Source organism: Trichocoleus sp. FACHB-591 (assembly GCF_014695845.1).
Classification (GTDB): domain Bacteria; phylum Cyanobacteriota; class Cyanobacteriia; order FACHB-46; family FACHB-46; genus Trichocoleus.
In genome coordinates this window covers 98,402-119,017 of record NZ_JACJPA010000083.1, presented here as the reverse complement: position 1 = coordinate 119,017, position 20,616 = coordinate 98,402, and the positions used below count along the sequence as shown (strand labels likewise).

General features: G+C 49.7%; 21 protein-coding genes. 12 read left to right on the top strand and 9 right to left on the bottom strand.

Going from position 1 to position 20,616, the window contains the following annotated elements; genetic code table 11:
• Positions 1–90: 90 nt before the first annotated feature.
• The gene (locus tag H6F90_RS15380) at positions 91–1,125 is read right to left on the bottom strand and encodes a glycosyltransferase family 39 protein (protein WP_190553287.1); all 1,035 of its coding nucleotides are present in this window, start codon (positions 1,123–1,125) and stop codon (positions 91–93) included.
• Between the two features lie 240 nt (positions 1,126–1,365).
• Positions 1,366–3,270, bottom strand: a complete 1,905-nt coding sequence (dxs, locus tag H6F90_RS15375; protein WP_190553286.1) for a 1-deoxy-D-xylulose-5-phosphate synthase — start codon at positions 3,268–3,270, stop codon at positions 1,366–1,368.
• 184 nt (positions 3,271–3,454) lie between these two features.
• Here dxs and H6F90_RS15370 point away from each other — a divergent pair, with 184 nt between their 5' ends.
• The 10 genes from H6F90_RS15370 to H6F90_RS15325 all read left to right on the top strand — a co-directional run bounded on the left by H6F90_RS15370 (position 3,455) and on the right by H6F90_RS15325 (position 10,608).
• Positions 3,455–4,054, top strand: coding sequence for a hypothetical protein (locus H6F90_RS15370; protein ID WP_190553285.1), 600 nt, complete (start codon positions 3,455–3,457; stop codon positions 4,052–4,054).
• Between the two features lie 80 nt (positions 4,055–4,134).
• Positions 4,135–5,337 (top strand): DUF58 domain-containing protein, encoded by a 1,203-nt coding sequence (locus H6F90_RS15365; protein ID WP_190553284.1) that lies wholly within the window; start codon positions 4,135–4,137, stop codon positions 5,335–5,337.
• A gap of 104 nt (positions 5,338–5,441) precedes the next feature.
• On the top strand, positions 5,442–5,810 hold the full coding sequence (locus H6F90_RS15360; protein ID WP_190553283.1) for a ferredoxin thioredoxin reductase catalytic beta subunit: 369 nt from the start codon (positions 5,442–5,444) through the stop codon (positions 5,808–5,810).
• 28 nt (positions 5,811–5,838) lie between these two features.
• Positions 5,839–6,279 carry a DUF309 domain-containing protein gene (locus H6F90_RS15355; protein WP_190553282.1) on the top strand — a complete coding sequence of 147 codons (441 nt, stop codon included), beginning with the start codon at positions 5,839–5,841 and terminating at the stop codon, positions 6,277–6,279.
• A gap of 200 nt (positions 6,280–6,479) precedes the next feature.
• Complete coding sequence (locus H6F90_RS15350; RefSeq protein ID WP_190553281.1) at positions 6,480–6,953, top strand: LptA/OstA family protein; 474 nt, start codon at positions 6,480–6,482, stop codon at positions 6,951–6,953.
• Between the two features lie 111 nt (positions 6,954–7,064).
• Positions 7,065–7,793: an LPS export ABC transporter ATP-binding protein gene (gene lptB, locus H6F90_RS15345; protein WP_190435564.1), complete on the top strand. Its 729-nt coding sequence runs from the start codon at positions 7,065–7,067 to the stop codon at positions 7,791–7,793.
• 42 nt (positions 7,794–7,835) lie between these two features.
• Positions 7,836–9,017, top strand: a complete 1,182-nt coding sequence (locus tag H6F90_RS15340; protein ID WP_242024486.1) for an LptF/LptG family permease — start codon at positions 7,836–7,838, stop codon at positions 9,015–9,017.
• Positions 9,018–9,134: 117 nt separating this feature from the next.
• Positions 9,135–9,350 carry a hypothetical protein gene (locus H6F90_RS15335; RefSeq protein ID WP_190553280.1) on the top strand — a complete coding sequence of 72 codons (216 nt, stop codon included), beginning with the start codon at positions 9,135–9,137 and terminating at the stop codon, positions 9,348–9,350.
• A gap of 27 nt (positions 9,351–9,377) precedes the next feature.
• Entirely contained in the window at positions 9,378–9,578 is a 201-nt protein-coding gene (locus H6F90_RS15330) for a DUF2949 domain-containing protein (protein ID WP_190553279.1), read from the top strand.
• A gap of 406 nt (positions 9,579–9,984) precedes the next feature.
• On the top strand, positions 9,985–10,608 hold the full coding sequence (locus H6F90_RS15325) for an HPF/RaiA family ribosome-associated protein (protein ID WP_190553278.1): 624 nt from the start codon (positions 9,985–9,987) through the stop codon (positions 10,606–10,608).
• A gap of 157 nt (positions 10,609–10,765) precedes the next feature.
• Here H6F90_RS15325 and msrA read toward each other — a convergent pair whose 3' ends face one another.
• The gene (msrA, locus tag H6F90_RS15320; protein ID WP_190553277.1) at positions 10,766–11,419 is read right to left on the bottom strand and encodes a peptide-methionine (S)-S-oxide reductase MsrA; all 654 of its coding nucleotides are present in this window, start codon (positions 11,417–11,419) and stop codon (positions 10,766–10,768) included.
• A gap of 112 nt (positions 11,420–11,531) precedes the next feature.
• Here msrA and H6F90_RS15315 point away from each other — a divergent pair, with 112 nt between their 5' ends.
• Entirely contained in the window at positions 11,532–12,002 is a 471-nt protein-coding gene (locus tag H6F90_RS15315; RefSeq protein WP_190553276.1) for a hypothetical protein, read from the top strand.
• 10 nt (positions 12,003–12,012) lie between these two features.
• Here H6F90_RS15315 and H6F90_RS15310 read toward each other — a convergent pair whose 3' ends face one another.
• Genes H6F90_RS15310 through H6F90_RS15285 form a run of 6 tightly spaced genes read right to left on the bottom strand, consistent with a single transcriptional unit; the run spans position 12,013 to position 19,978 of the window.
• Positions 12,013–14,421 (bottom strand): ABC transporter substrate-binding protein, encoded by a 2,409-nt coding sequence (locus tag H6F90_RS15310; protein WP_190553275.1) that lies wholly within the window; start codon positions 14,419–14,421, stop codon positions 12,013–12,015.
• A 38-nt stretch (positions 14,422–14,459) separates the two neighbouring features.
• Positions 14,460–15,587: a DUF1822 family protein gene (locus H6F90_RS15305; protein ID WP_190553274.1), complete on the bottom strand. Its 1,128-nt coding sequence runs from the start codon at positions 15,585–15,587 to the stop codon at positions 14,460–14,462.
• 45 nt (positions 15,588–15,632) lie between these two features.
• Positions 15,633–16,379 (bottom strand): sigma-70 family RNA polymerase sigma factor, encoded by a 747-nt coding sequence (locus H6F90_RS15300; protein ID WP_242016907.1) that lies wholly within the window; start codon positions 16,377–16,379, stop codon positions 15,633–15,635.
• Positions 16,285–17,748 (bottom strand): TIGR04222 domain-containing membrane protein, encoded by a 1,464-nt coding sequence (locus H6F90_RS15295; protein ID WP_190553273.1) that lies wholly within the window; start codon positions 17,746–17,748, stop codon positions 16,285–16,287. Before H6F90_RS15295 ends, H6F90_RS15300 begins: the two co-directional genes overlap by 95 nt.
• Before the next feature lie 42 nt (positions 17,749–17,790).
• Complete coding sequence (locus H6F90_RS15290; RefSeq protein WP_190553272.1) at positions 17,791–19,191, bottom strand: ABC transporter substrate-binding protein; 1,401 nt, start codon at positions 19,189–19,191, stop codon at positions 17,791–17,793.
• Positions 19,192–19,204: 13 nt separating this feature from the next.
• A complete protein-coding gene (locus H6F90_RS15285) occupies positions 19,205–19,978 on the bottom strand; it encodes a PspA/IM30 family protein (protein ID WP_242024485.1) in 774 nt (257 codons plus the stop codon).
• A gap of 150 nt (positions 19,979–20,128) precedes the next feature.
• Here H6F90_RS15285 and H6F90_RS15280 point away from each other — a divergent pair, with 150 nt between their 5' ends.
• On the top strand, positions 20,129–20,599 hold the full coding sequence (locus H6F90_RS15280; RefSeq protein WP_190553270.1) for a tetratricopeptide repeat protein: 471 nt from the start codon (positions 20,129–20,131) through the stop codon (positions 20,597–20,599).
• The last annotated feature ends 17 nt before the right edge of the window (positions 20,600–20,616 follow it).

Sequence of the window (20,616 nt, the reverse complement as noted above, 5' to 3'; positions counted from 1 at the left end):
TCAGCCTTAGACAAAGCCATTCAAGAGGCATTTGCTCAAGTCTCTCTAGAAGATATTCGCAGCTGGTTTACTCATTGTTGTTACTGTACCTCAGGAGACTAGGAAACGCTCTAGCCTCAAACAAATATAGTAAGTGAGAGTAGCGAATATAAAAATCGCAATAGAGATTGCCAGCGGGTTTTGGACAAAATCGTTGCTGAGTAAACTAATATTAGAATTTTTCCAAAAAGTTTGAATTACAGCAGTGGTTCCGTTCATAAACGAACCTAGCACATTAGGTGCAGTTCCTACGCTTTCATCGGAGATACCAGCAGTTTCTTCGAATTTCTCACGTTGGGACAAAATACTTAGAGCCCAAGGTGTGAAACATAAGATTGAAAAAGAAAGTGAGATCCAGTAGTACTGTAGCGATCGCCAAGAGCGATTGAGGGCTAAATAATAACCATGTGAAAAGATCAGAAGAATAAAGAATAAGTGTGTGTACAGACCAAGTAAATTAGTTGCTGTATACAGCGTAAAGAGAAGCTTGTTGTTATTGCGTGTGGCCCGAACGAATAGAGCACTAGACAAACAAATTAATGCACCCCACAGCGAATATTGACTGACGTGTTGGCCCATGGAAAACAAATAGGGCGATACAGTAAAGAGAGTTGCACTGAGCAAGCTTATTTGAGAGTTGTTAAAGATTTCCTGGGCTAACCAATAAATTGCTGGTATTGTTGCGATTGAAATTAGGGTTGAAAACAGCTTGGAATTGAATAAATAGCCAATTCCTAATAACCAGTTTTGCAAAAGTATATAGTAAAGGGGTGGATGTTCTAAATTGTTAGTTAAAGCTGATAGATTTGGTTTTGGTTTGCAGTCTCCACAAGGGACTTGATATTGACCCAATAGTTTATTGACATTGATGGGTTCCGCGTTGTACGTCAACTGAATGAATTGTTGATTAGTGAAACCTGATGTTCTCAATAGTTTTCTAACTTCATCGCGATCGAAATACAAGTTGTGATTGGAGGATATAATCTTTAATAGGATAAATGCTGCAATTAGTATGCAAAGTGCGACTCTAAAATAGAAATCAAAATCTAGTTTCTTAGATTGAGCTCTACTTAGTAAGCTTTTCATTATAACTAGCCCAATTAACTTTTTAACGATTTAGAGTTTGGTTGACAAACTTATACAAGTAAATTAGGGCCAAGATAACATGATCGAGATAGGTGAGCAGTAAAGTTTGAAGCTGATTACAGAGCTAAATCTAAAAAATTTTGTAAAGCTTGATCTGAATTAAAAGACAAAGAGCTGATGTTTAAACTAAAAAAGGTGGGCAGTGCCCACCTTAGGAATTAATAGAGGTAAGTAAAGTTGTCAGCTAACCGTGACAGTTGATTTCACGAAAGTGGTGCGAATGCGATCGGCGATTTGAGCAGGGGTGAGGCCTAGCGTCACCATAGACTGCTCTGGGGTTGCGTGCTCAACCAACCCATCAGGAATACCAATTCGCATGACAGGCACCACCACATTGTGATCCATCAGCGCTTCCATTACTGCTGAGCCAAAGCCACCCATGAGGCAACCTTCTTCCAGCGTCACCACCCGACCGATCTTTTGCGCCAAAGGAGCAATCAGTTCGATGTCTAGTGGTTTGGCAAAGCGAGCATTGACGACAGTGGCTTCAATCCCGTGTTCGCTGAGAATCTCTGCGGCTTGCATCGCTGGGTAGACCATTGAGCCGAAACCAACGAGCAAGACATCATCACCTTGGCGTAAGACTTCTCCTTTGCCGATGGGCAGAGGTTCCCAGCCTTCCTCCATCAACGCTACACCATGACCGTTGCCACGGGGATAACGCATAGCGATCGCACCATCGGTGTAGTTGATGCCTGTCACCATCATCTGCTGCAATTCAGCTTCGTCCTTAGGAGCCATCAGCACCATATTGGGGATACAGCGCAGGTAGGCAATGTCATACATGCCTTGATGGGTAGGACCATCAGCACCGACAATTCCTGCTCTATCGATACAGAAAAAGACAGGCAGGTTTTGGATGCAGACATCATGAATAATTTGGTCGTAACCCCGTTGCAGGAAGGTGGAGTAGATCGCTACGACAGGCCGAATGTCTTCACAGGCAAGACCCGCAGCCATTGTCACTGCATGTTGCTCCGCAATCCCTACGTCCATATATTGCTTGGGGAGCTTGGCTTGGAGCTTGTCTAAGCCAGTTCCGGTCGCCATTGCCGCAGTTATGCCCACAATTCGGGGATTGTTCTCTGCCAACTTCACCAATGTGTCGCCAAACACTTTGGAGTAGCTAGCAGGCTTGGGTTTCGTGGAGGGAGCCGCTTTACCAGTTGCCAAGTTAAACGGCGATTGGGCGTGGTAGCCAACTTGGTCTTGCTCCGCGATCGCATATCCCTTCCCTTTCATGGTAGAGACATGCACCAAAACTGGCCCAACTTGCTGATGAGCGTGCTCGAAGGTAGCAATCAGTTCTTCCAGGTTGTGTCCATCAATTGGCCCCATGTAGGTGAAGCCCAGTTCTTCAAACACTGCTCCCACTTTAGGAACGGCTAGGCGCTTCATGCCTTCCTTGATCCGACCCAGTTCCGGAGAAAGCGAACTGCCCACAAAGGGTAGCTGCTTGACTTGCTCTTGGAGGTTGTCCGAGAGGAACTGCATGGGGGGACTGAGACGCATCTTGTTGAGATAGCGAGACAGCGCTCCAACGTTGGGTGAGATCGACATCTCATTATCATTGAGCACTACCAGCAAATTGGTTTTGGGTAGATGTCCCGCATGGTTGATGGCTTCCAACGCCATGCCCCCTGTGAGCGCACCATCCCCAATCACGGCGACTGATTTGAACTTCTCACCCTTCAAGTCACGGGCTAAAGCCATCCCTAAGGCTGCTGAGATACTAGTAGAGGCGTGACCCGCACCGAAGTGGTCAAACTTACTTTCACAGCGCTTTAAGTAGCCCGCTACCCCGTCCTTTTGGCGCAGGGTATGAAAGCGGTGATAGCGTCCTGTAATCAATTTGTGGGGATAGGCCTGGTGACCCACATCCCAAATTACCTTATCGCGGTCGAGGTCTAGGGTGTGATAAAGCCCTAATGTCAGTTCCACGACTCCCAATCCGGGGCCGAGGTGACCGCCACTGGCGGCAACTGTTTGTAAATGTTTTTCTCGAATTTGACGCGCGATTTGTTGCAGTTGATGAACCGAAAGACCCCGCAATTGGTTGGGATGGGTCAGTTCACTCAGGTGCATACCGGAGTACCCCCTGGGTCGTTGAAATGGATTTTAGTTACCTTTTTCACTCTAGATGGTTTTACTGACCTTTTCTCAACCAACCGTAAACCCTAAACCCAAACCCTAAACAATATGAGACAATCACCGCAGCTTCGCTTGTTGATTATTAGTTAATTTTGTTGCTCTCCTTCTAGTAGCTGTTATGCGTCACATCGATCTTCCGCGCTACTTACTCCGTTTGTCTGGGGCACCCCTGGCGATCGCTGGGTTATTGGCTCTTGCCATACCTCCAGACCCTGCTGCTGCTTTCTTGTTTCAAACTCAGCGTAATGAATACGAAACTTGTGCTGCTAACTTATTAGATGCGGGGATTGATCCCCCCATTGTGGCTGAGGCTTGTGGAGAGGTACTCCGTCCCAGAGATTTGGCCAACTGTGTGGAGCGGATTACCCGCCAAACGTCAGTCGCAGGTCTGGATGCTCTCTTGACTTGCCGCCAAGTGCGACGGCCTCTAGAACTTGCCAGTTGCGTGGTAGACATTAATCGCGAGACTGAAAACCCCGCCCTCCCAGAAGTATTGGATACTTGCCGCCGTAGTTTGCTACCTAAGCGCTTTGCAGACTGTGTCGTGGGATTGAGCCGCCGGGTTGACGACCTCACCCCAACCAATGCAATGGCAACCTGTCTGGATGCTGGTGACCCAGTCGTCGATTTTGCACCCAACTTCATTCCACAAGATGCCAGCCTACCTCCTCGCTTTACCCCGCTAACAACCCCCGTAGAATCGCCTGCCCTACCTTAAGGGCTTTCAAGTCTGCGATCGCTTGGTCTAGACTGGAGCCAACTCCGACGAACGGTTTGGCTTCAGGATAGGCATCCACTATGAACCTTGGCAAGCGAATCGCTGACTGGCTAGAAACGCATTGGGTCACGCCCTCCTACAGTGGTTGGCTCCTAGCAGGGCTGGCCATTTTCTTCTTCGCAGCGGGCACCAATACCCTGTCTGGTTGGTTATACGTGATGAGCGGGGTGATCGTGGCGCTGTTGGGGGTTGCCGCCATTTTGCCAGAGCGATCGCTGCGAGGCATTCAGGTGACACGCCGCCCCATTAATCCGGTCAGTGTGGGGAGCGACCTCACCATTGAGCTAGACCTGGAAAACCGCACCGCCCAAGCTAAAACACTGCTGCAAGTTCGGGATTTGCTGCCCTATCGCTTGGCGAAACCTGCGGCAACGGTCGTGGAAGCAATTCCACCTCGAAAAACTTACCGTTGGACTTACTTCCAGCCGACTGAGAAGCGGGGGGTGTATCGTTGGCACAATTTACAACTCCGCACTGCTGCACCCTTGGGATTGTTTTGGTGTCGGCGGGAGCGCACCGTTAAAGCAGCCGCGATCGTTTACCCTACAGTTTTACCCCTCACAGCTTGCCCCCTGATTGATGAAATTGGGCGAGAGAACAGCCCCAAGTTTCACAGTAGCCGTCGCTCCCAAAACGCTACAGAAGGGATTACTCGGGCTTTACGACCTTACCGTTGGGGTGATCCGATTCGCCTAATTCATTGGCGGACGAGCGCTCGTTATGGTGAATTTCGGGTGCGGGAGTTAGAAGTTTTTACAGGGGGAGAAGAGATTGTCATTTGCCTAGACAGTGCGGGGGCTTGGCAAGCCGATGATTTTGAACAAGCGGTGATTGCGGCAGCGTCGCTGTATTTCTACATGGCTCACCGGGATACTCATGTGAAGCTGTGGACGGCGGGTACAGGGTTGCTCCAAGGCGATCGCTCGGTTTTAGAGGCATTGGCGGGTACCTACGCTGGCGAAGAAGTGCGGGCAGAGAGTTTACCTGAGTTGCCCATGGTTTGGCTGACGCAAAACCCCCAAAGCCTGAATACCTTGCCTCCCGGTAGCCGTTGGCTTTTGTGGCCACCCACAAACCAAAAGACTCATTTAGTAGCCAGTAGCGACCTAGAGTTTCCTGGCTTAGTGATCCAATCAGATAAATCTTTACAAATTCAGTTGCAATCGCAGTTACAGCGTTTGTATTCAGAAAGCAAGAGTCAAGAGCCAGGCGTTAGGAGCTAAGAGTTACGAGTTATAAGTTGAGTTATCTAGGTTTTGGCTGCCTTTAGCCCAGAGAAGTGCTGCGATACAATGCGGGAATACGCTTGTATGAAAGAGCTTGCCCTATGAACTCATCTGAAAACGGCACCCTCGCGAGTGAAAAAAACTTGGAAGCGATGCGGAACTTTGCCGAAACCTATGCCAAGCGCACCAACACCTACTTTTGCGTTGATTTGTCTGTGACGGCTGTGGTGATCGAGGGTTTAGCCAAGCATAAAGATCAATTGGGTTGTCCTCTCTGCCCCTGTCGGCACTACGAAGACAAAGAGGCAGAGGTGAATGCGACGTTCTGGAATTGCCCTTGCGTACCTATGCGGGAGCGCCAAGAATGCCATTGCATGCTATTTCTACAGCGCGATAATGACTTTGCGGGTCAGCAGCAGGAAATTTCGATGGATGAGCTAGCTGTGGTTAGAAGTAGCCTCTCGGCTTAAGCTGAGGAAGCTGCGTCAGGAAGGCTTTATGAGTGAAACCATGCCACCAGAGTTTTGGCAGGCAGTGGAGCAGTTTAATCAAGGCGAGTTTTATGCCTGTCATGACACTCTAGAAGCGCTGTGGCTAGAGGAAGTTGATCCCCTACGGCGGTTCTATCAAGGCATCTTGCAGATTGCGGTGGCTTGCTATCATTTGTCAAACCTCAATTGGCGCGGTGCAGCGATCCTCCTAGGCGAGGGCATGAATCGTCTAAGAGATTACCAACCGACTTACGGCGGCATTGAGGTGACGCATTTACTGGAGCAAAGTGCAGTGTTGTTGCAGCAACTTCAAGCCCTAGGCCCAGAAAACGTGGAAAGTTTGAGACAGCAGTTGCAAGCGAATCAGGTGGAAGAGGAAGCGATCGCTCTCTCTGATACCCAACCCGCACCTTGTTGGCCCCAAATTATTTTAGTTACCTCATCCTGATGCTCGCAGGTATAAATGACAGAGGTTAGCGGCTGCGAAACTTCCAGGGGACAAGCATCGTCAAAGTTTCTACCTCAGTTGCTTACACTTTCTCCTGAACTAGGCACCAGGATTCGGTAAACTACCTACAGAGATTTTGCCTCTCTTCCAGCCTGAGGTCTGACCCGGTTACTGTTTTGCCCTCTGAACTTGTACGACCTATGCTGCCTTTCTCCCAACTGTCCCGTTCTACTAGCCGTCGCCTCGCTGCGGCCTTGCTAGTTCCTGCAACCCTAGCCGCGATCGCTCTACCTGTTACGCTCAAAAGCGCTGAAGCCCAAACTGCTCCAGGCCGCGCCCTGACGCTACGCTCGGATGTGCAAGAAGCCAATGCCAAAACGGGTGTGGTGACAGCTCGTGGTAATGTGCAAATTACTTACCCTGCTCGCCAAATTCAGGCAACTTCGGCTCAGGCTCAATACTTTAGCCGCGAACGCCGGATTGTCCTGAGTGGCAATGTGTACGTTTTGCAGCAGGGCAATAGCTTACGGGGCGAAAATATTACGTATCTGATTGACGAAGGCCGCTTTGTGGCTTTGCCGCAGACTAGCAAGCAAGTGGAATCGATTTATATTGTGGCTGACCCAGCATCAACCCCAGCAACTCCACCCGCTTTAGCGAACCCACCTTTTTAATGCGAAACCTGGATCTTAGGGGTTTACTCAGTGGAAGTAGCCTCAGACCACTCATCTTTGATACCATCAAGGCCGATTGGTCTGCGATGCAGCTAGGCTGGGAGTAAATCGTTGAAGATTGTTCTGGAGAATATTCACAAGTCCTACGGCAAACGCACAATCGTCAATCGGGTCAGCCTGTCGGTTTCCCAAGGAGAAATCGTCGGTTTGCTCGGCCCGAATGGTGCTGGGAAAACCACCACGTTTTACATCGCGACTGGATTGGAAAAGCCTAATCAAGGTCGCGTTTGGCTGGATAACCGCGATATCACCACTTTGCCAATGCACTCCCGCGCTCGGTTGGGCATCGGTTACTTGGCCCAGGAACCCAGTATTTTTCGGCATTTGAGCGTTCGGGACAATATCTTGCTAGTACTGGAGCAAACTAAGATTCCTCGGCGAGAGTGGCGATCGCGCCTGAACCATTTGCTACAAGAATTTCGCTTGGAAAAAGTTGCTTCCACCTTGGGAATTAGGGTTTCGGGTGGCGAACGGCGGCGAACCGAAATCGCCAGAGCCTTGGCAGCAGGAAGAGAAGGCCCGAAATTTTTGTTGCTGGATGAACCCTTTGCAGGTGTAGACCCAATCGCAGTGGCAGAAATTCAAGAAATTGTGAGTCGGTTGCGCGATCGCCAAATGGGGATCTTGATTACAGACCACAACGTGCGAGAAACTCTAGCGATTACCGATCGCGCGTATATTATGCGGGACGGGCAAATTTTAGCTTCTGGTAACGCCGAAGAACTCTACAATAATCCCTTGGTGCGGCAGTACTACCTAGGAGACAACTTCCAACGTTAGCGTTGCAGCTCGGTTCGACTGTTCGCCAGGGCTTCGGCTTCTATGACTAGCATCACAAAATCTTTCCGCTTTCTCTTCTGGCCTTTAACTTGGTTGGCAGGTGGCTTGTCCTTGATGGATCGCTACATCACCAGTCAACTAATCATGCCGTTTCTATTTGGCGTGGGGGCATTTTCGGCGATCGCGGTTTCGATTGGCACTTTGTTTGATTTAGTCCGCAAGGTGACAGGTGACGATCTACCCTTGAATTTGGCGATTCAGGTCTTTTTTCTGCGCCTGCCAGAGTTCGTTGTTTATGCCTTGCCCATGTCCACCTTGCTGGCAGCATTGATTGCTTACGGTCGGCTCGCCACCGATAGCGAATTGATTGCGTTGCGGGGTTGTGGGATCAGTGTGCGACGGTTAGTAGTTCCAGCACTGATTTTGAGCTTAGTGGTGACAGGCTGCACGTTTGCCTTGAATGAAGCGATCGCTCCACAAACCACTTATCAAGCTTCTGTCTTACTGAATCAAACCCTGAGGAAAGATCGCCCTTCCTTTCAAGAACGCGATATCTTCTACCGAGAATTTAGCGATATCCAGCGACCAGATGGCAAAACAGAACAGGCTCTATCGCAGTTGTTTTACGCCAAACAATTCGATGGTCAGCGCATGATCAACCTGACGGTGCTGACGTTTAATCAAAAAAACTTACAACAGATCGTGTCTGCCAAATCTGCTCTCTGGAATCCTACTCAAAGTGCTTGGGATTTTTTTGAGGGTACTATCTATGCCGTTGCTCCCGATGGTTCTTACAGCGGCATTCAAGAATTTCAGCAGCAACCTTTCGCGATCGCCCGTACTCCTCTTGATCTGGCAATGTGGAATAAAGACAGTAACGAGATGAACATTGCGGAGGCGCAACGATATCTCTCTTTGCTCAATCAAAGTGCGGATGAGCAAACCCTACGAAAGCTGAGGGTACAGATTGAACGCAAATATGCCTTTCCCTTTGTTTGCGTGGTCTTTGGTCTGATTGGTGCGGTGTTAGGCGCTAAACCAGGCCGCACCAACCGAGCTACAGGCTTCGGCCTCAGCGTTTTGATTATCTTTGTCTACTACACATTGGCGTTTCTCACGGCAGCGCTGGGGCAAGCAGGAGTTTTTTCCCCGGTTATGGCAGCTTGGCTCCCGAACATCTTTGGCTTTGGGGTAGGAGGCTTTCTGTTAGCTCGCTCTACCTGATCGCGTGACACTCATCACCTGATCAAACCCCAACTATCACAAGGCTGAGCTTGGTCTATCACTTGAATTGGCTGAGAAAAATTGGATATTAACAGTAGCGAGTTCCTGAACGTCACGATGCCTCCTGTTAACCTCTTGCCCTCTGCTCTCTCCGAACTATTTGCTCAAGTCAGCAGCTCTGGCAAGATCACCTTAGCCGATCGCTATGGCATCCTGGCAGCCCTCCTAAGCAACAACATGAGCGCAGAGGAGCAATGCACGATTGACCGTTTACTTCATGCCTTAAAACAACGTCGAGTGCAGGTTGTAAACGAGTTGTCGGCAGAGATGTAACTGCAAACCAACTACAGGGTGAGGACGATGGAAGTTAGAAATCAATCATTCATGCGATTTTTGCAAGAGGATTTGGCGATTCCTGCTGCTGCCGTCATGCTAGCTTGGCAACACTCAGAATTTCCTAGCCTATTGCCAATGGTCCTTTGGCAATACGGCTTAGTCACTTTAACCCAACTAGATCAAATCTTTGACTGGCTAGAGCAGCACAGCCTGACCTTGCTGTAGGTAGAACTTGAAGCGGGTACTGGCAGAACGCGATTGCCCGTTGGGGGTTAGTCAGTCTCGGCTTAGCACTTGACCCCACAATCACCTCAGTCAAGCTGCCTAAGCCGTTAGAGGCACAACTGAGTTTTGATTTCTGTATTGCGATAGAATCCGCCGCAGCGATCGCCGCATAGCATGATCGAAAGCAGTATTTCAAATCCAGCTTTAGCTCTGACTTCAGCGTCTTTGACCGAGATAATTTAGCTGGCTTCACACATACCGTTGTGGAAGTAGTGCGGGGTTGTCTGAGGTCATAGCTTCATTTTCGAGCATTTCTGGTTTTAGTAGAAATATGAGTCCTCCCCTATTCAGGAGGGCTTCAATTTCTACTCCAAGCCTGAAGTGCCTAATCATTGGAGAGACCAATATGAAAGTTCCTTTAGAAGTTACCTATCGTGATGTTGAAAAAACAGCCGCGATCGATGCTCTCATTCATGAAAAGGTTGCCAAATTAGAAGAAGTTTGTGACCACATTAGCAGTTGCCATATTGCTGTAGAAAAAATCCACGATCGCCCTCGCAGCGGTTCTCCTTACCGAGTCCGCATTGATATGACCGTACCTCCTGGGCATGAATTAGTGGCTGACTCTAACCCTGGAGAAGAAACGCAATATGTTGAACTCGATACTGTGATTCGGGATGCTTTCAGCGCCGCACGTCGCCAGCTAAGCAAACTCACCAAACGTCAGCACGAAAGTGATAAGTCTCAAAACCAAGAAGCCTATGAGACGACTGCCTTAGTCAACAAAATCTTTCGGGAAGAGGGATACGGTTTTATCAAAACTCTGGATGGTCAAGATATCTACTTCCACCGTAATAGCGTCCTGCACGACGATTTCGATCGCCTGGAAATTGGCACAGGTGTGCGTTTCTTTGTGGAAGACGGAGAAGAGGGGCCACAGGCAACCACAGTCAAAATTGTGGATAAGCCAGGAGTAACGGTTGGCAAATCTGATCAATCTTTAATTGAACCGCCTCTGGGTTGGGAATAGCACTAAGCTTCTGGGGGCAACTGCCTCCAGAGCTTCCTGAAAAAATGGGCGATCGCGCCGATATACGCCAATAAATTAGGGCAGCAAAAAACAACAAAGCTGGCAGGGTTAGTGCTGCCAGCGATCGCAAAACTGCGTAAAACTTTAGAGTCTTGCCCTAAGCTTGAATCACGTCTGGCAAGCAAACATTGGTCCCACCCAAGCCGCAGTATCCGTTAGGGTTTTTCGCCAAGTATTGTTGATGGTAGCTTTCCGCGTAGTAAAACTCTGGAGCTTCAATAATCTCTGTGGTGATGGTTCCATAACCTGCTTTACTTAAGCCTGTTTGGTAGGCATCCCGCGAAGTTTCCGCCAATTTATGTTGCTGTTCCGAATACACATAAATTCCAGAGCGATACTGAGTTCCAGAATCATTGCCTTGGCGCATGCCTTGGGTAGGATTGTGGTTCTCCCAAAATACCTTCAGCAGAGCCTCATAGCTGATTTGCTTGGGGTCAAACACCACTTGCACCACTTCATTGTGCCCAGTCATACCAGAGCAAACTTCCTGGTAAGTGGGGTTTGGGGTCACCCCAGCAGCATAGCCCACGGCTGTGGTGAACACACCAGGTAGCTGCCAGAACTTCCGCTCTGCGCCCCAGAAGCAGCCCATGCCAAACATTGCCACTTCTAGCCCAGCGGGGTAAGGTGGCTGCAAGGTGTTGCCATTGACGTAGTGCTTTTCCGGGACTGACATCGGTTCTGCCCGTCCTGGTAAGGCTTCTGCTGGCGTGGGCAAGCTCAGCTTTTTGCCAAATCCAAATAACGCCATGAGTTTTAACCCTACTTTTTGAGATACGCTTTACCTTACTTCATGATAAATGACTAACTTGATAACTGCTTTACCCCCGCCAGTCAGCTTTATCTAACGCCAAGGAAATTCGATGCGATTTACAGTGCTAACAACTTTACTCTTGCTAAGCGCAGTAATTTTAGCGGCTTCCTTTTTACCCTGGGCTTCGTTGCAATCTGCTTCACTCATAGATCCTAATATTTCCCCACTTGAAAACTTACCTGCAAAGCTAGGAGTCGCCAATGGTGCCTTTATGCTGGGTCCTAGTGATACATTCACGGCTTGGCAAGGAGGATTCCGATTGGGAATTTATGCCATTCCTAACTGGATTGTCGTGCTGGGAGCGTTGCTGATCCCCTTGGGAGCGTACAAGCCTGTCATTGGCATCACTGCCGCTCTGTTTGGGCTGATCCATCTAACGATATTCTCTGTCACCATGCACTCATTGGGTGCTCAATTCGGCATTGGTTATATCGCAACTCTTGTGGCCTACCTTGCAGCGCTGACTCTGTTGATTCAAGGCTTCTGTCGCGATCGCAGGTCATTGCCAAGCAGCAATTAGCATTTGGAAGTTACGGCTTGAGAAGGGCAAACTCGTAACGCAGAGGAGCTTTGGCACTAGGTTGTACTTTTACTAATACCCCAATGCCTGGCACAATTCGGCGCTCCCCAGAGGGAAGGAATTGAATTACGCCGCTAGCTCCCTCTAGTAGAAAATCTGGGCTTCTGAGGGTATCTCTTAAGCCTTTGCGAGTCTGTTGATGTTGTAATCCCATGTATACGGTTTTAGTTGCATCGTAGGACATAGCAGTACGCCAGTTTACCGAGCCGCCCCAAAGTTGCTGGGCATCACGAAGAAAAGAGTGTTTGGCCCGTGGTGTGGGATGCCAAGGCACAGGCAACACCAAGCCATTGACTGTGTTCTGTCCAGCCTGGAGGGTTTGGGAGGTATATAGCGTTGGGCTGCCGAATAAAGTTAAACGCCCTTGGTTGGCGCGTGCCATCTCCACAGCTTTATTGATGCGATCGACATGGGGAGCGAGGAGAATACTGTCAGCTCCACTACTGATGATGGTGGCGATCGCGGTTTCAGCATTAAAGTCAGAAGCGGAGAAGTCACACGGAACATTGATAAACTGTCCCCCATCGGCAAAAACCGCTGCCGTAAATTGATTGCGAAAAGATTCATTATCCACAGCCGCCGTATCAGAACAGATGGCAATTTTGACTTTATAGTCATTTTTGATGGTGTAGCGGGCCAACGCATCGGCAATGAAGCGAATGCTGGGCACCATGCGAAAAATATATTTGCCGCTAGAGGAGAGTTTGTCAGAAAAACTAGTGGGGGACAGCATCACCAGTTCTCCCTCGTCATAAATGGGAGCGGCTGCCACAGAAGCATCACTGGCGTTATGTCCCACCACGGCTATGGTCTGAGCATCCTTCACTAGTGCTTTGGCAATCTGACGGGCGATCGCTGGTTGGTTCTCATCATCCGCGATCGCCACCTGCAAGAGTTGTCCTCGCAGACCACCTTGTCGATTAATCTCATCCTGAGCTTGAGCCACTCCTCGAAGAATCTCCTGAGCGACATTCAGGTTGCTACCAATCGGCACGCTAACTGCGACTCTAACTGCTGCTTGGTTAGCGATCCGAGCATTATTTAAGTAGATCAAGGTTTCTGGATCGTTATGTTGTTGCTGCAGCGAGGCTTGAAACTGCTGCGCTGCCGAACTAAATTGTTTGGTGCGAAATGCTTTAACACCTGCTTCCTTAGCGGGGGTGGCGATCGCCCGAACCAAAATCTTGTCGCCCAAGCTGATGCGGTTGGCCCAGGGTGTTGGCAAGGGGGGAGTCGGCTGTAACATGCCTGTGCAGAGAGCCGCGATCGCCCCTCCAAACAATGTTTTGGCAAGACGATAGGGTTTTCTAACCACAGGCCAGGCCAAAGGAGACTCCACTGGATTTTGGCAGAGCACAGGCAACCAAGAAGCACAGGGAAAGTCTCCTTCCATCCCCTGTAGCTGTTCTCTCGCTTGACGCACAGATAGATATAATGACTGACCTTGGGCAAAAGCTTGCAGGAAATAGCGCAAGAATGCCTGAGCTACTGGATCGGGCACAGGTTCTCGCATCACAATTACCTGCGGAATGCCTAAATCTCCCAGATGTCGAGCCAGTTCTAAGCCATCGCAAGAATTGAAAATGGCCAGCTTCAGATTGTTACGCACTGCTGCCTTTAAGGCATAACGGAGCTGATCTAGGGAGAGTGTTTCGGTGTCATTAATTTGAATTTGCCCGCGTTCCTCACTAGAACTATGGCCCGCAAAAAACAGGATGTCCCACGGCTGGCTCCACAACTGTTCACTGAGTTGCTGGCGACGGGGTTTCTCTAGCAAAGTCACCTTGGCTCCTGGCAACTGCTCTAGCACCGCGCGATCGGCTTGGACATCAATACCTTCACTGTTACCCAACACCGCAAGAATTCTAACTGGGCTGTGCAGTGGTGGGGAAGGAGGTGCGTAATCTGCACATAAGGCCATCTCCGCGCCAGGACGACGTTCAAATAAGGCCCACAGATGCCAAGGTAACTTGCGTAAGAGGAGATCTTGAGTCTGTACAATTACCCGCGCCGCCTCATGCCGCTGCACCTCTTCTTGGACCTGCTCCCGCAAATCCCGCACACTGGCTTGGCTCCACCAATGGATTAAGCTGGCTCGTAATTTCTGCGCTGCTTGGTCGCACTCGGTCACGGTAGAGACATTGGTGACTTGGGCAGGGGGCACTTCAATTCGCATGCCTCCCAGTCGATAGTAGAGGTGTTGCCACTGCTGATATAGCTGAGGAATATCTGGAGCAGCCGGAAATCTCCCTCTGACCTCGATCGCAGATGCTTGTCCATCGTCACCAATTTGCAGCGTCACAGGAAATCCCTGTGCAAAACTGCCCTCACCAAACTTGAAGACGACCAACTTACTCACAATCTTTTTTCCGTCTTACGATCGCCCGCCAAACAACGCTAAACCACAAAATTTTCCACGATGCTAGCTGACTCTAGAGCAATTCTCACACTAAATTGTTCTCCTAGGTCAGCGGTAAACTTCAACTGAATGTAATCATCTTTACGTCTAGCTTGGGTGGTCAAAAACGCCTGCCCTTCAGCATCTAAGCCTACCAATTGCAATTCGGGTGGTAAATAAGCTTGACCTGCCATCGGGTAAACCCGCAAGAGTACCGCCACTTTTTGTTCTGGTTTGGGCAGAATCGCCACCATCAAGGCGATCGCATGGCCTGCTAGGTGCATGCCTAAGTCTGTGATGCGTCTGACTCCGGCGGCGGGATGGTCAGGATCAAGCGTCCACAATAGTTCAGCCGCAGTCCAACGGATTTCTTCGTCTTGCGTGGTTTGCAGCAGTTGAGTCAAGGCAGGAATAACACCCAAATTAGGGGCACCTAGTGTAGAACGTTCTGGTTCTTGCTCAGCCTGATTGGCATACAACTGCTCAACCAAGTGTTTCACTGCTTCCGGCGTATCGATGGTCATGCCTTTTACCTGTTTAGCCCGAAAAGCCATCGCATAATTGGTGTCTCGGTTCTCTAGCCAAGCCGCGATCGCCTGCCACTGCGGTTCAAAGACCTGATTAAACCACTGGCCCAGTTGCACAGCAGCAGGAGCAGGCTGATGCAAGCGCAACAGTAGAGCATCTAAAGATTGCAGTTGTGCGAGTGGCAGCAGGGTAGTAGTGACACGGGGGACAAATCCCAATAGGGTGCCAGCACGGCAGGCTTCATCTAACTGCACCACTACATAACCAATCCGGTCTTGCCATACCTCCGGCGGCATGGAGCAACTGCGATCGCCCATTGAAATAGAACGGCATTCCAAACGTCCCACTCCCGCAATTTCCAGGTCAGCCACATCTGCACAGAGACGAGCGATCGGATTCCAGCTATAGCTTGCCTCCAGATTGATAGGCATGTCGAGCATTTGTAAATAATCTCGCATCAGCAACACAGCCAGCGTATTGCGATAAACTTGAGTCGCTTTCTCTGGAGTGGGCTGGGCTTGAGCAAATTGTTGCGCCACCTGGCGGGCAGAGGCAGGAATTGGCAGCGTAATTGTGAGGTCTTGGGTGGAGTCAATCATGGGTAAGGAGGTTGAATGCGGCAATCGAAACGATACTGAAACGATCTATGAATCTAAATATCCTTGCGTTTGTCCAAACTTGAGCAAGCGAGGAAAACACTCTCGTTGATAAAAGTTACTCAAGGTGGCGATCGCCACACCAAACTCCTGAGATAGCGCTTCCCAAGCAGTTTCTGGTGGTAAGCGGCGCAGAATCAGCACTTCGCAGTTGATATCGGGGCGATCGCGCACATGAATCCGCCGGAGTTGTCTGCCTTCTCGCTCTACCCATTCCCGAATCTCTTCTAGGATCGGTGGCGGATTGGCAGGAGCAGGTAGAGTGTCGATCGGATTAATTACTTCCCCCGTCTCGGCAAGCTGACCAAATGCCCGTTCTGCCTGTTGTTGAAACACTTCCCGCTGGCGATCGCTCAACCGTCGCTTGAGATAGGCATTTAACCAAGTAATCACACTGGCTAGCTCTGGGTCGTAAGCGTTGCCAGTTAGCGCTTCGCAGAGGTTGCGACAGCAGTAGAGCCACGTTTGCTGGAGGGCATCTTCATAATCAGGGACACCAACGCCTCGGAGTAGTTTGCCAGAGCGCTGAATTTGCCAGATCAGTTGGTTCAAGGCCCGTTGGCGCTCCAGGCTCCCTCGCGGCTGGCGACAAGCAGCCATCACCAATTGGCGCAATTGTTGATCGATTTCATCCATGCGGTTAACCACCGCCGTCACCGCCACCACAGCCCCCACCGCCTCCGTCACCGCCCCCGCAACCCCCGCCTCCATCTCCACCGCCGTCACCGCCTCCATCTCCACCACCCACGCTTGCAGGAGGCATGAACACCTGATCTAAATCAGCCAAAACCGTGTCTGCCAAAACCGTATTACCAAACAGAGCCACCACCAATGCTAGTTGAGTAGCTGGCGAATTGTATTGCAACTTGGCATGTTGTCGCTGCAATTGCTCCAATACAGAATCTCCATATCGACTGCGATGCGGCTTAATAGATAGAAGGCCAGCGATGACTGTTGTTAATAGACAAAGTATGACGAGAAATCCTACAGGTTTATCCTGAGCAATACCGACCACTATCTTGCTAACTCCTAACACCAGTACCGCAGCAACAGAGAGCGTGGGTAACCACTGAGTCCTTGCTGCTTGACTTTGCTTGACTAGTAAGCCGAGTTCTTGCAAATTTGTGTAGATAGTCTTTGTCAAAGGTTCTACTAGGGATCTCACGTTCTCAATGCTGCCACCTCTAGAAACTGCTCGCACGACTGCTTGCTCTAAAAAATGACTATTTTTCGGCAGGGGGAGACCTCTCCGAAAGGCTCGTTCAGTCGTCAACAATCTCAGGTGTTTACGCTCTACCAAATGTGCGATCGCCGCTTCTACAGCCCGACGTTTACCACCTGCTAAGTAAGCCACCTCGTAGGGATCGAGATGTACCACCTGCACAGAGGTTTGATGACCTGGTTGGCAGAGATACCATCGTAAACCACAGGCAAAGAGTGTTACCACACTGAGCAATCTAAAGTAGAAATCTAAAAATTCAACTCCTGCAAAATCAAAAAGCGGATTACTAATGTTGGTGGCGCCATTAGTACCGACGCTACTAGCAAGCGATGGAGTAAAACTAGTGATGGCTAGGGTGAACAAAAACGACAAAACTGCGATCGCGCGTCGGTTAGCTCGGTGCCTTGTGAGAAGCCAGTTCCAGAGCTGATCTCTGTTGCCAACCTGTCTACCCGGATGAATCTGCCTAGGTACTGGCGGCCAAATATTTGAAGGAGGAGCTTGTCCAAACCAAGTTTGATAGCTATAAAGCGTTTGACTATACCAGCTATCAAACTTGTCACGTTCACTGCCACTCCCTGTGGTTGGCTCCTGATGTAGGAAAACTTGTAAAATCTCTGGACAAAAGTATCCCCCATAGGAGCGTGTATAAAGGAGATGCAAATGCCATGCCTCGTCCACATCCTTGGAGGGGCTAACTGGGTGCCCAGCAACTACTGCGAGAAATACAAACTTTTTGTACTCAGCAATCACTCGCTGCGTATACTGAGCAGTCCAGCCATTCTCCCTCGCCAATCGTTTGCTAAACGGCAGCTCGGTATCTACATCATCTAAGGCAAATTTCTGAATCCGGTCGTAAAGTTCTGCTGGCTCAATATTCATCTCCGGATACCTACCAAAGTTGAAAGTCAGGAAGCAAAGCGATTATGGACGGAGTGGCGCAAAGTCATAGCCAGAAGCACTGGGCTGGATTTGCACCAAAACAGCTTGACCCAGGCGATCGCCTGATGGCAGAAACTTCACCGGATCTCCGGCTCCAGAAGCTGAAAAGGCTGGACTCCGCAAAACGTTCTGCAAGCCACTCCGAGTTTTATCCTGCTCTAAACCCTTGATAATGGCACGACTGGCATCATAGGTCATTGCCGTTCGCCAGTTTACCGCTCCTCCCCATCGATACTTCGCATTGACTGCAAATGGATGGTCGGCAAAAGCAGTCGGATGCCAAGGCACAGGTAAAACTAATCCATTCATATCGGCTTGACCAGACTGCGGCGTTTTGATTGTGTATAAAGTTGGGCTACCCAATAATGCGAGCCTGCCTTGATTGGCTCTAGCTAACTCGATTGCGCGATCGAGCCGATCAATGTGAGGAGAAACCAACAGCCCCTCAGCCCCACTACTCACCGCTTGGGCGATCGCCGTGGTTGGGTTAAAGTTTGGAGTAGAGAAGTCACAAACGGTTGGCACGAGTTTGCCTCCCTGAGCTACCAAAGCTGCCACAAACTCATCTTTAAAAGAGACATTGTCTGGAGCTTGGGAGTCATAACACACAGCAATATTAGTTTTACGAGTGGTGCCAACTACATATTGCGCCAGAGGTTCCGCCATTAACCGAGTTGTAGGAACAGCGCGAAAGACATAACTGCCAAACCCAGAAAGATTGTTGGCAAAGCTAGTCGGAGTCACCATCACCAATTGTCCTTGTTGGTAGATCGGCGCAGCGACCAAAGAAGCATTACTGGCGTTATGTCCTACTACGGCAAGAATGCGCGAGTCTTTTACCAACTCTGTCGCCACCTGCTTCACAATTTCTGGATTATTTTCATCGTTGACAATTTCAACTTGTAGCGGCACGCCATCAATGCCACCATTTCGATTCACTTCATCCTGAGCTTGGGCAACCCCGCGCAACATCTCCTGAGCTACATTCAGGTTGCTCCCAATCGGAACACCCACGGCAATTCGGAGCGCTGTGTCATCAACACGGGCATTGTTCAAGTAGATCAGCGTTTCTGGGTCATTTTGGCGCTTTCGGAGAGAAGCCTCAAATTGGGCGATCGCGCCTTCAAAATCTCCTTTGGCAAAAGCTGCAACTCCGGCGCGTTTCTCTGGTGTAGCATCTGCCTCAATCAAGAGCTGATTCCCCAGACTCATGCGGTCTTTGAGAGCACCCGCATTGAGCGACTGGGATGATGGAGAAAAGATGTTTCCCTTCAGCCAGGAGATACCTGTGACTACTCCTAAACCTATTAACAAGAGCACAATGGGTGGGACACTGGCTTTGGGCCGCACAGAAGTAGAATTTCTTTTTTGAGTTGAGGTCATTGTAGGAGTTCCTTTAGGCATCTGAGGGAGTGACTGAGCGAGAGGATGAAGATGAAGTTGTCAGTCGTTGCAGTCGTTGAGCAATCTCATCGTCAAGCGTCATCTGAGCTAAATCTGCGGTCAGTTTCTCCGCTGGATTTTCTGAAAGCTCTGCCTGTGCTGTCATCTGGAGATGTCGCCGTTCTATAGAAGTTTGAGCCGTCGCAAACTGCGATCGCGCCGAGCCAATTTCAAGTTCAGTATTAGCCTGATCGATCACAGCCAATGCCTCATTTAGCTCCGCCAAATCTTTGAGATTTTGCATCTCCAGCTTGTAAGTTTCTAGCTTCTGGCGTTCTCGGTTGAGTCTGTCCTTAGCAGCCCGCACTACTGTCTCCGCTTTGGCAAATTTTTCCGCTAAGGAAGGCAGCGAGCGATCGAGCAAAATGGCCTTCGTCATCGCCATCCGGGCGGCTTCTGCATTGCCTTGTTGTTGTGCCAAAATTGCTTGTTGTTCAGCTTGCCGAAATTCTTTCTGCCTACTTTCGTACATACTCTTAGCTTGCTGGTAAGCAGCCATTAGACTCGCCACCGATTGGGTGAGTTGCGCTACCGACTTTTGCATCGTTTCCAAAGATTCCTGGGCCACTTCCACCGCAATCTTGCCGCCTGACTCCACAGGCAAGCCCCAGAGCCACGACCAAGTGGCTGTCAGTACGCGCCCAGCCCGCTCGCCTACGAACCAATAGATAAATTGTTTGAAATGTTTTTGAGCCATAGAGCCTAGATCCCGCCGTTGTAACGACATCGATATTTCGAGAAGCGATCGCCTATGTGCTTCTCAGGCTCTAGCTAAGAACTTATTTTGAATTTTGCAAAACTTTACAATTAGCCTTAAATTGAGGCCACAATAAGGAAGGAGAAACCTCGCTGATCCTCACGGTAGAGTCATAGTTGCATGGATAACCGATCAATTGAGCGGCTACTTGAAGACCTCAAGCACGCAGACCCAGAGGTGCGTAATCGTGCTACCCAGGAATTGTGGCGACGCTGGTTTGAACAGAAGGGCGTTGCGGGCCTGGAGCAAATTCGGCAGGCACAGATGTTGTTAGAAACCGGAGAAAAACTCAAAGCAGAAGCGGTGCTTACCCAGCTGATTCAGGACTTACCCGATTTTGCCGAAGCATGGAACCGACGAGCAGTGTTGTACTACGTTCAGGGCAAGTATCGTAAGTCGCTGGCCGATTGCCAACAAGTAGTGCAGCTCGACCCGATTCATTTTGGCGCACTTCATGGCATAGGGCTCTGCCATGTGGCATTGGGCGAATACCGAGAAGCCATTCCTGCCTTTCGTCGCGCCTTAGAAATTCAACCCTATTCAGTCGAGAACCAACGTTTGATTTTGGAATGTAGCGCTAAGTTGAGCTGAGCGATCGCATTGAGACC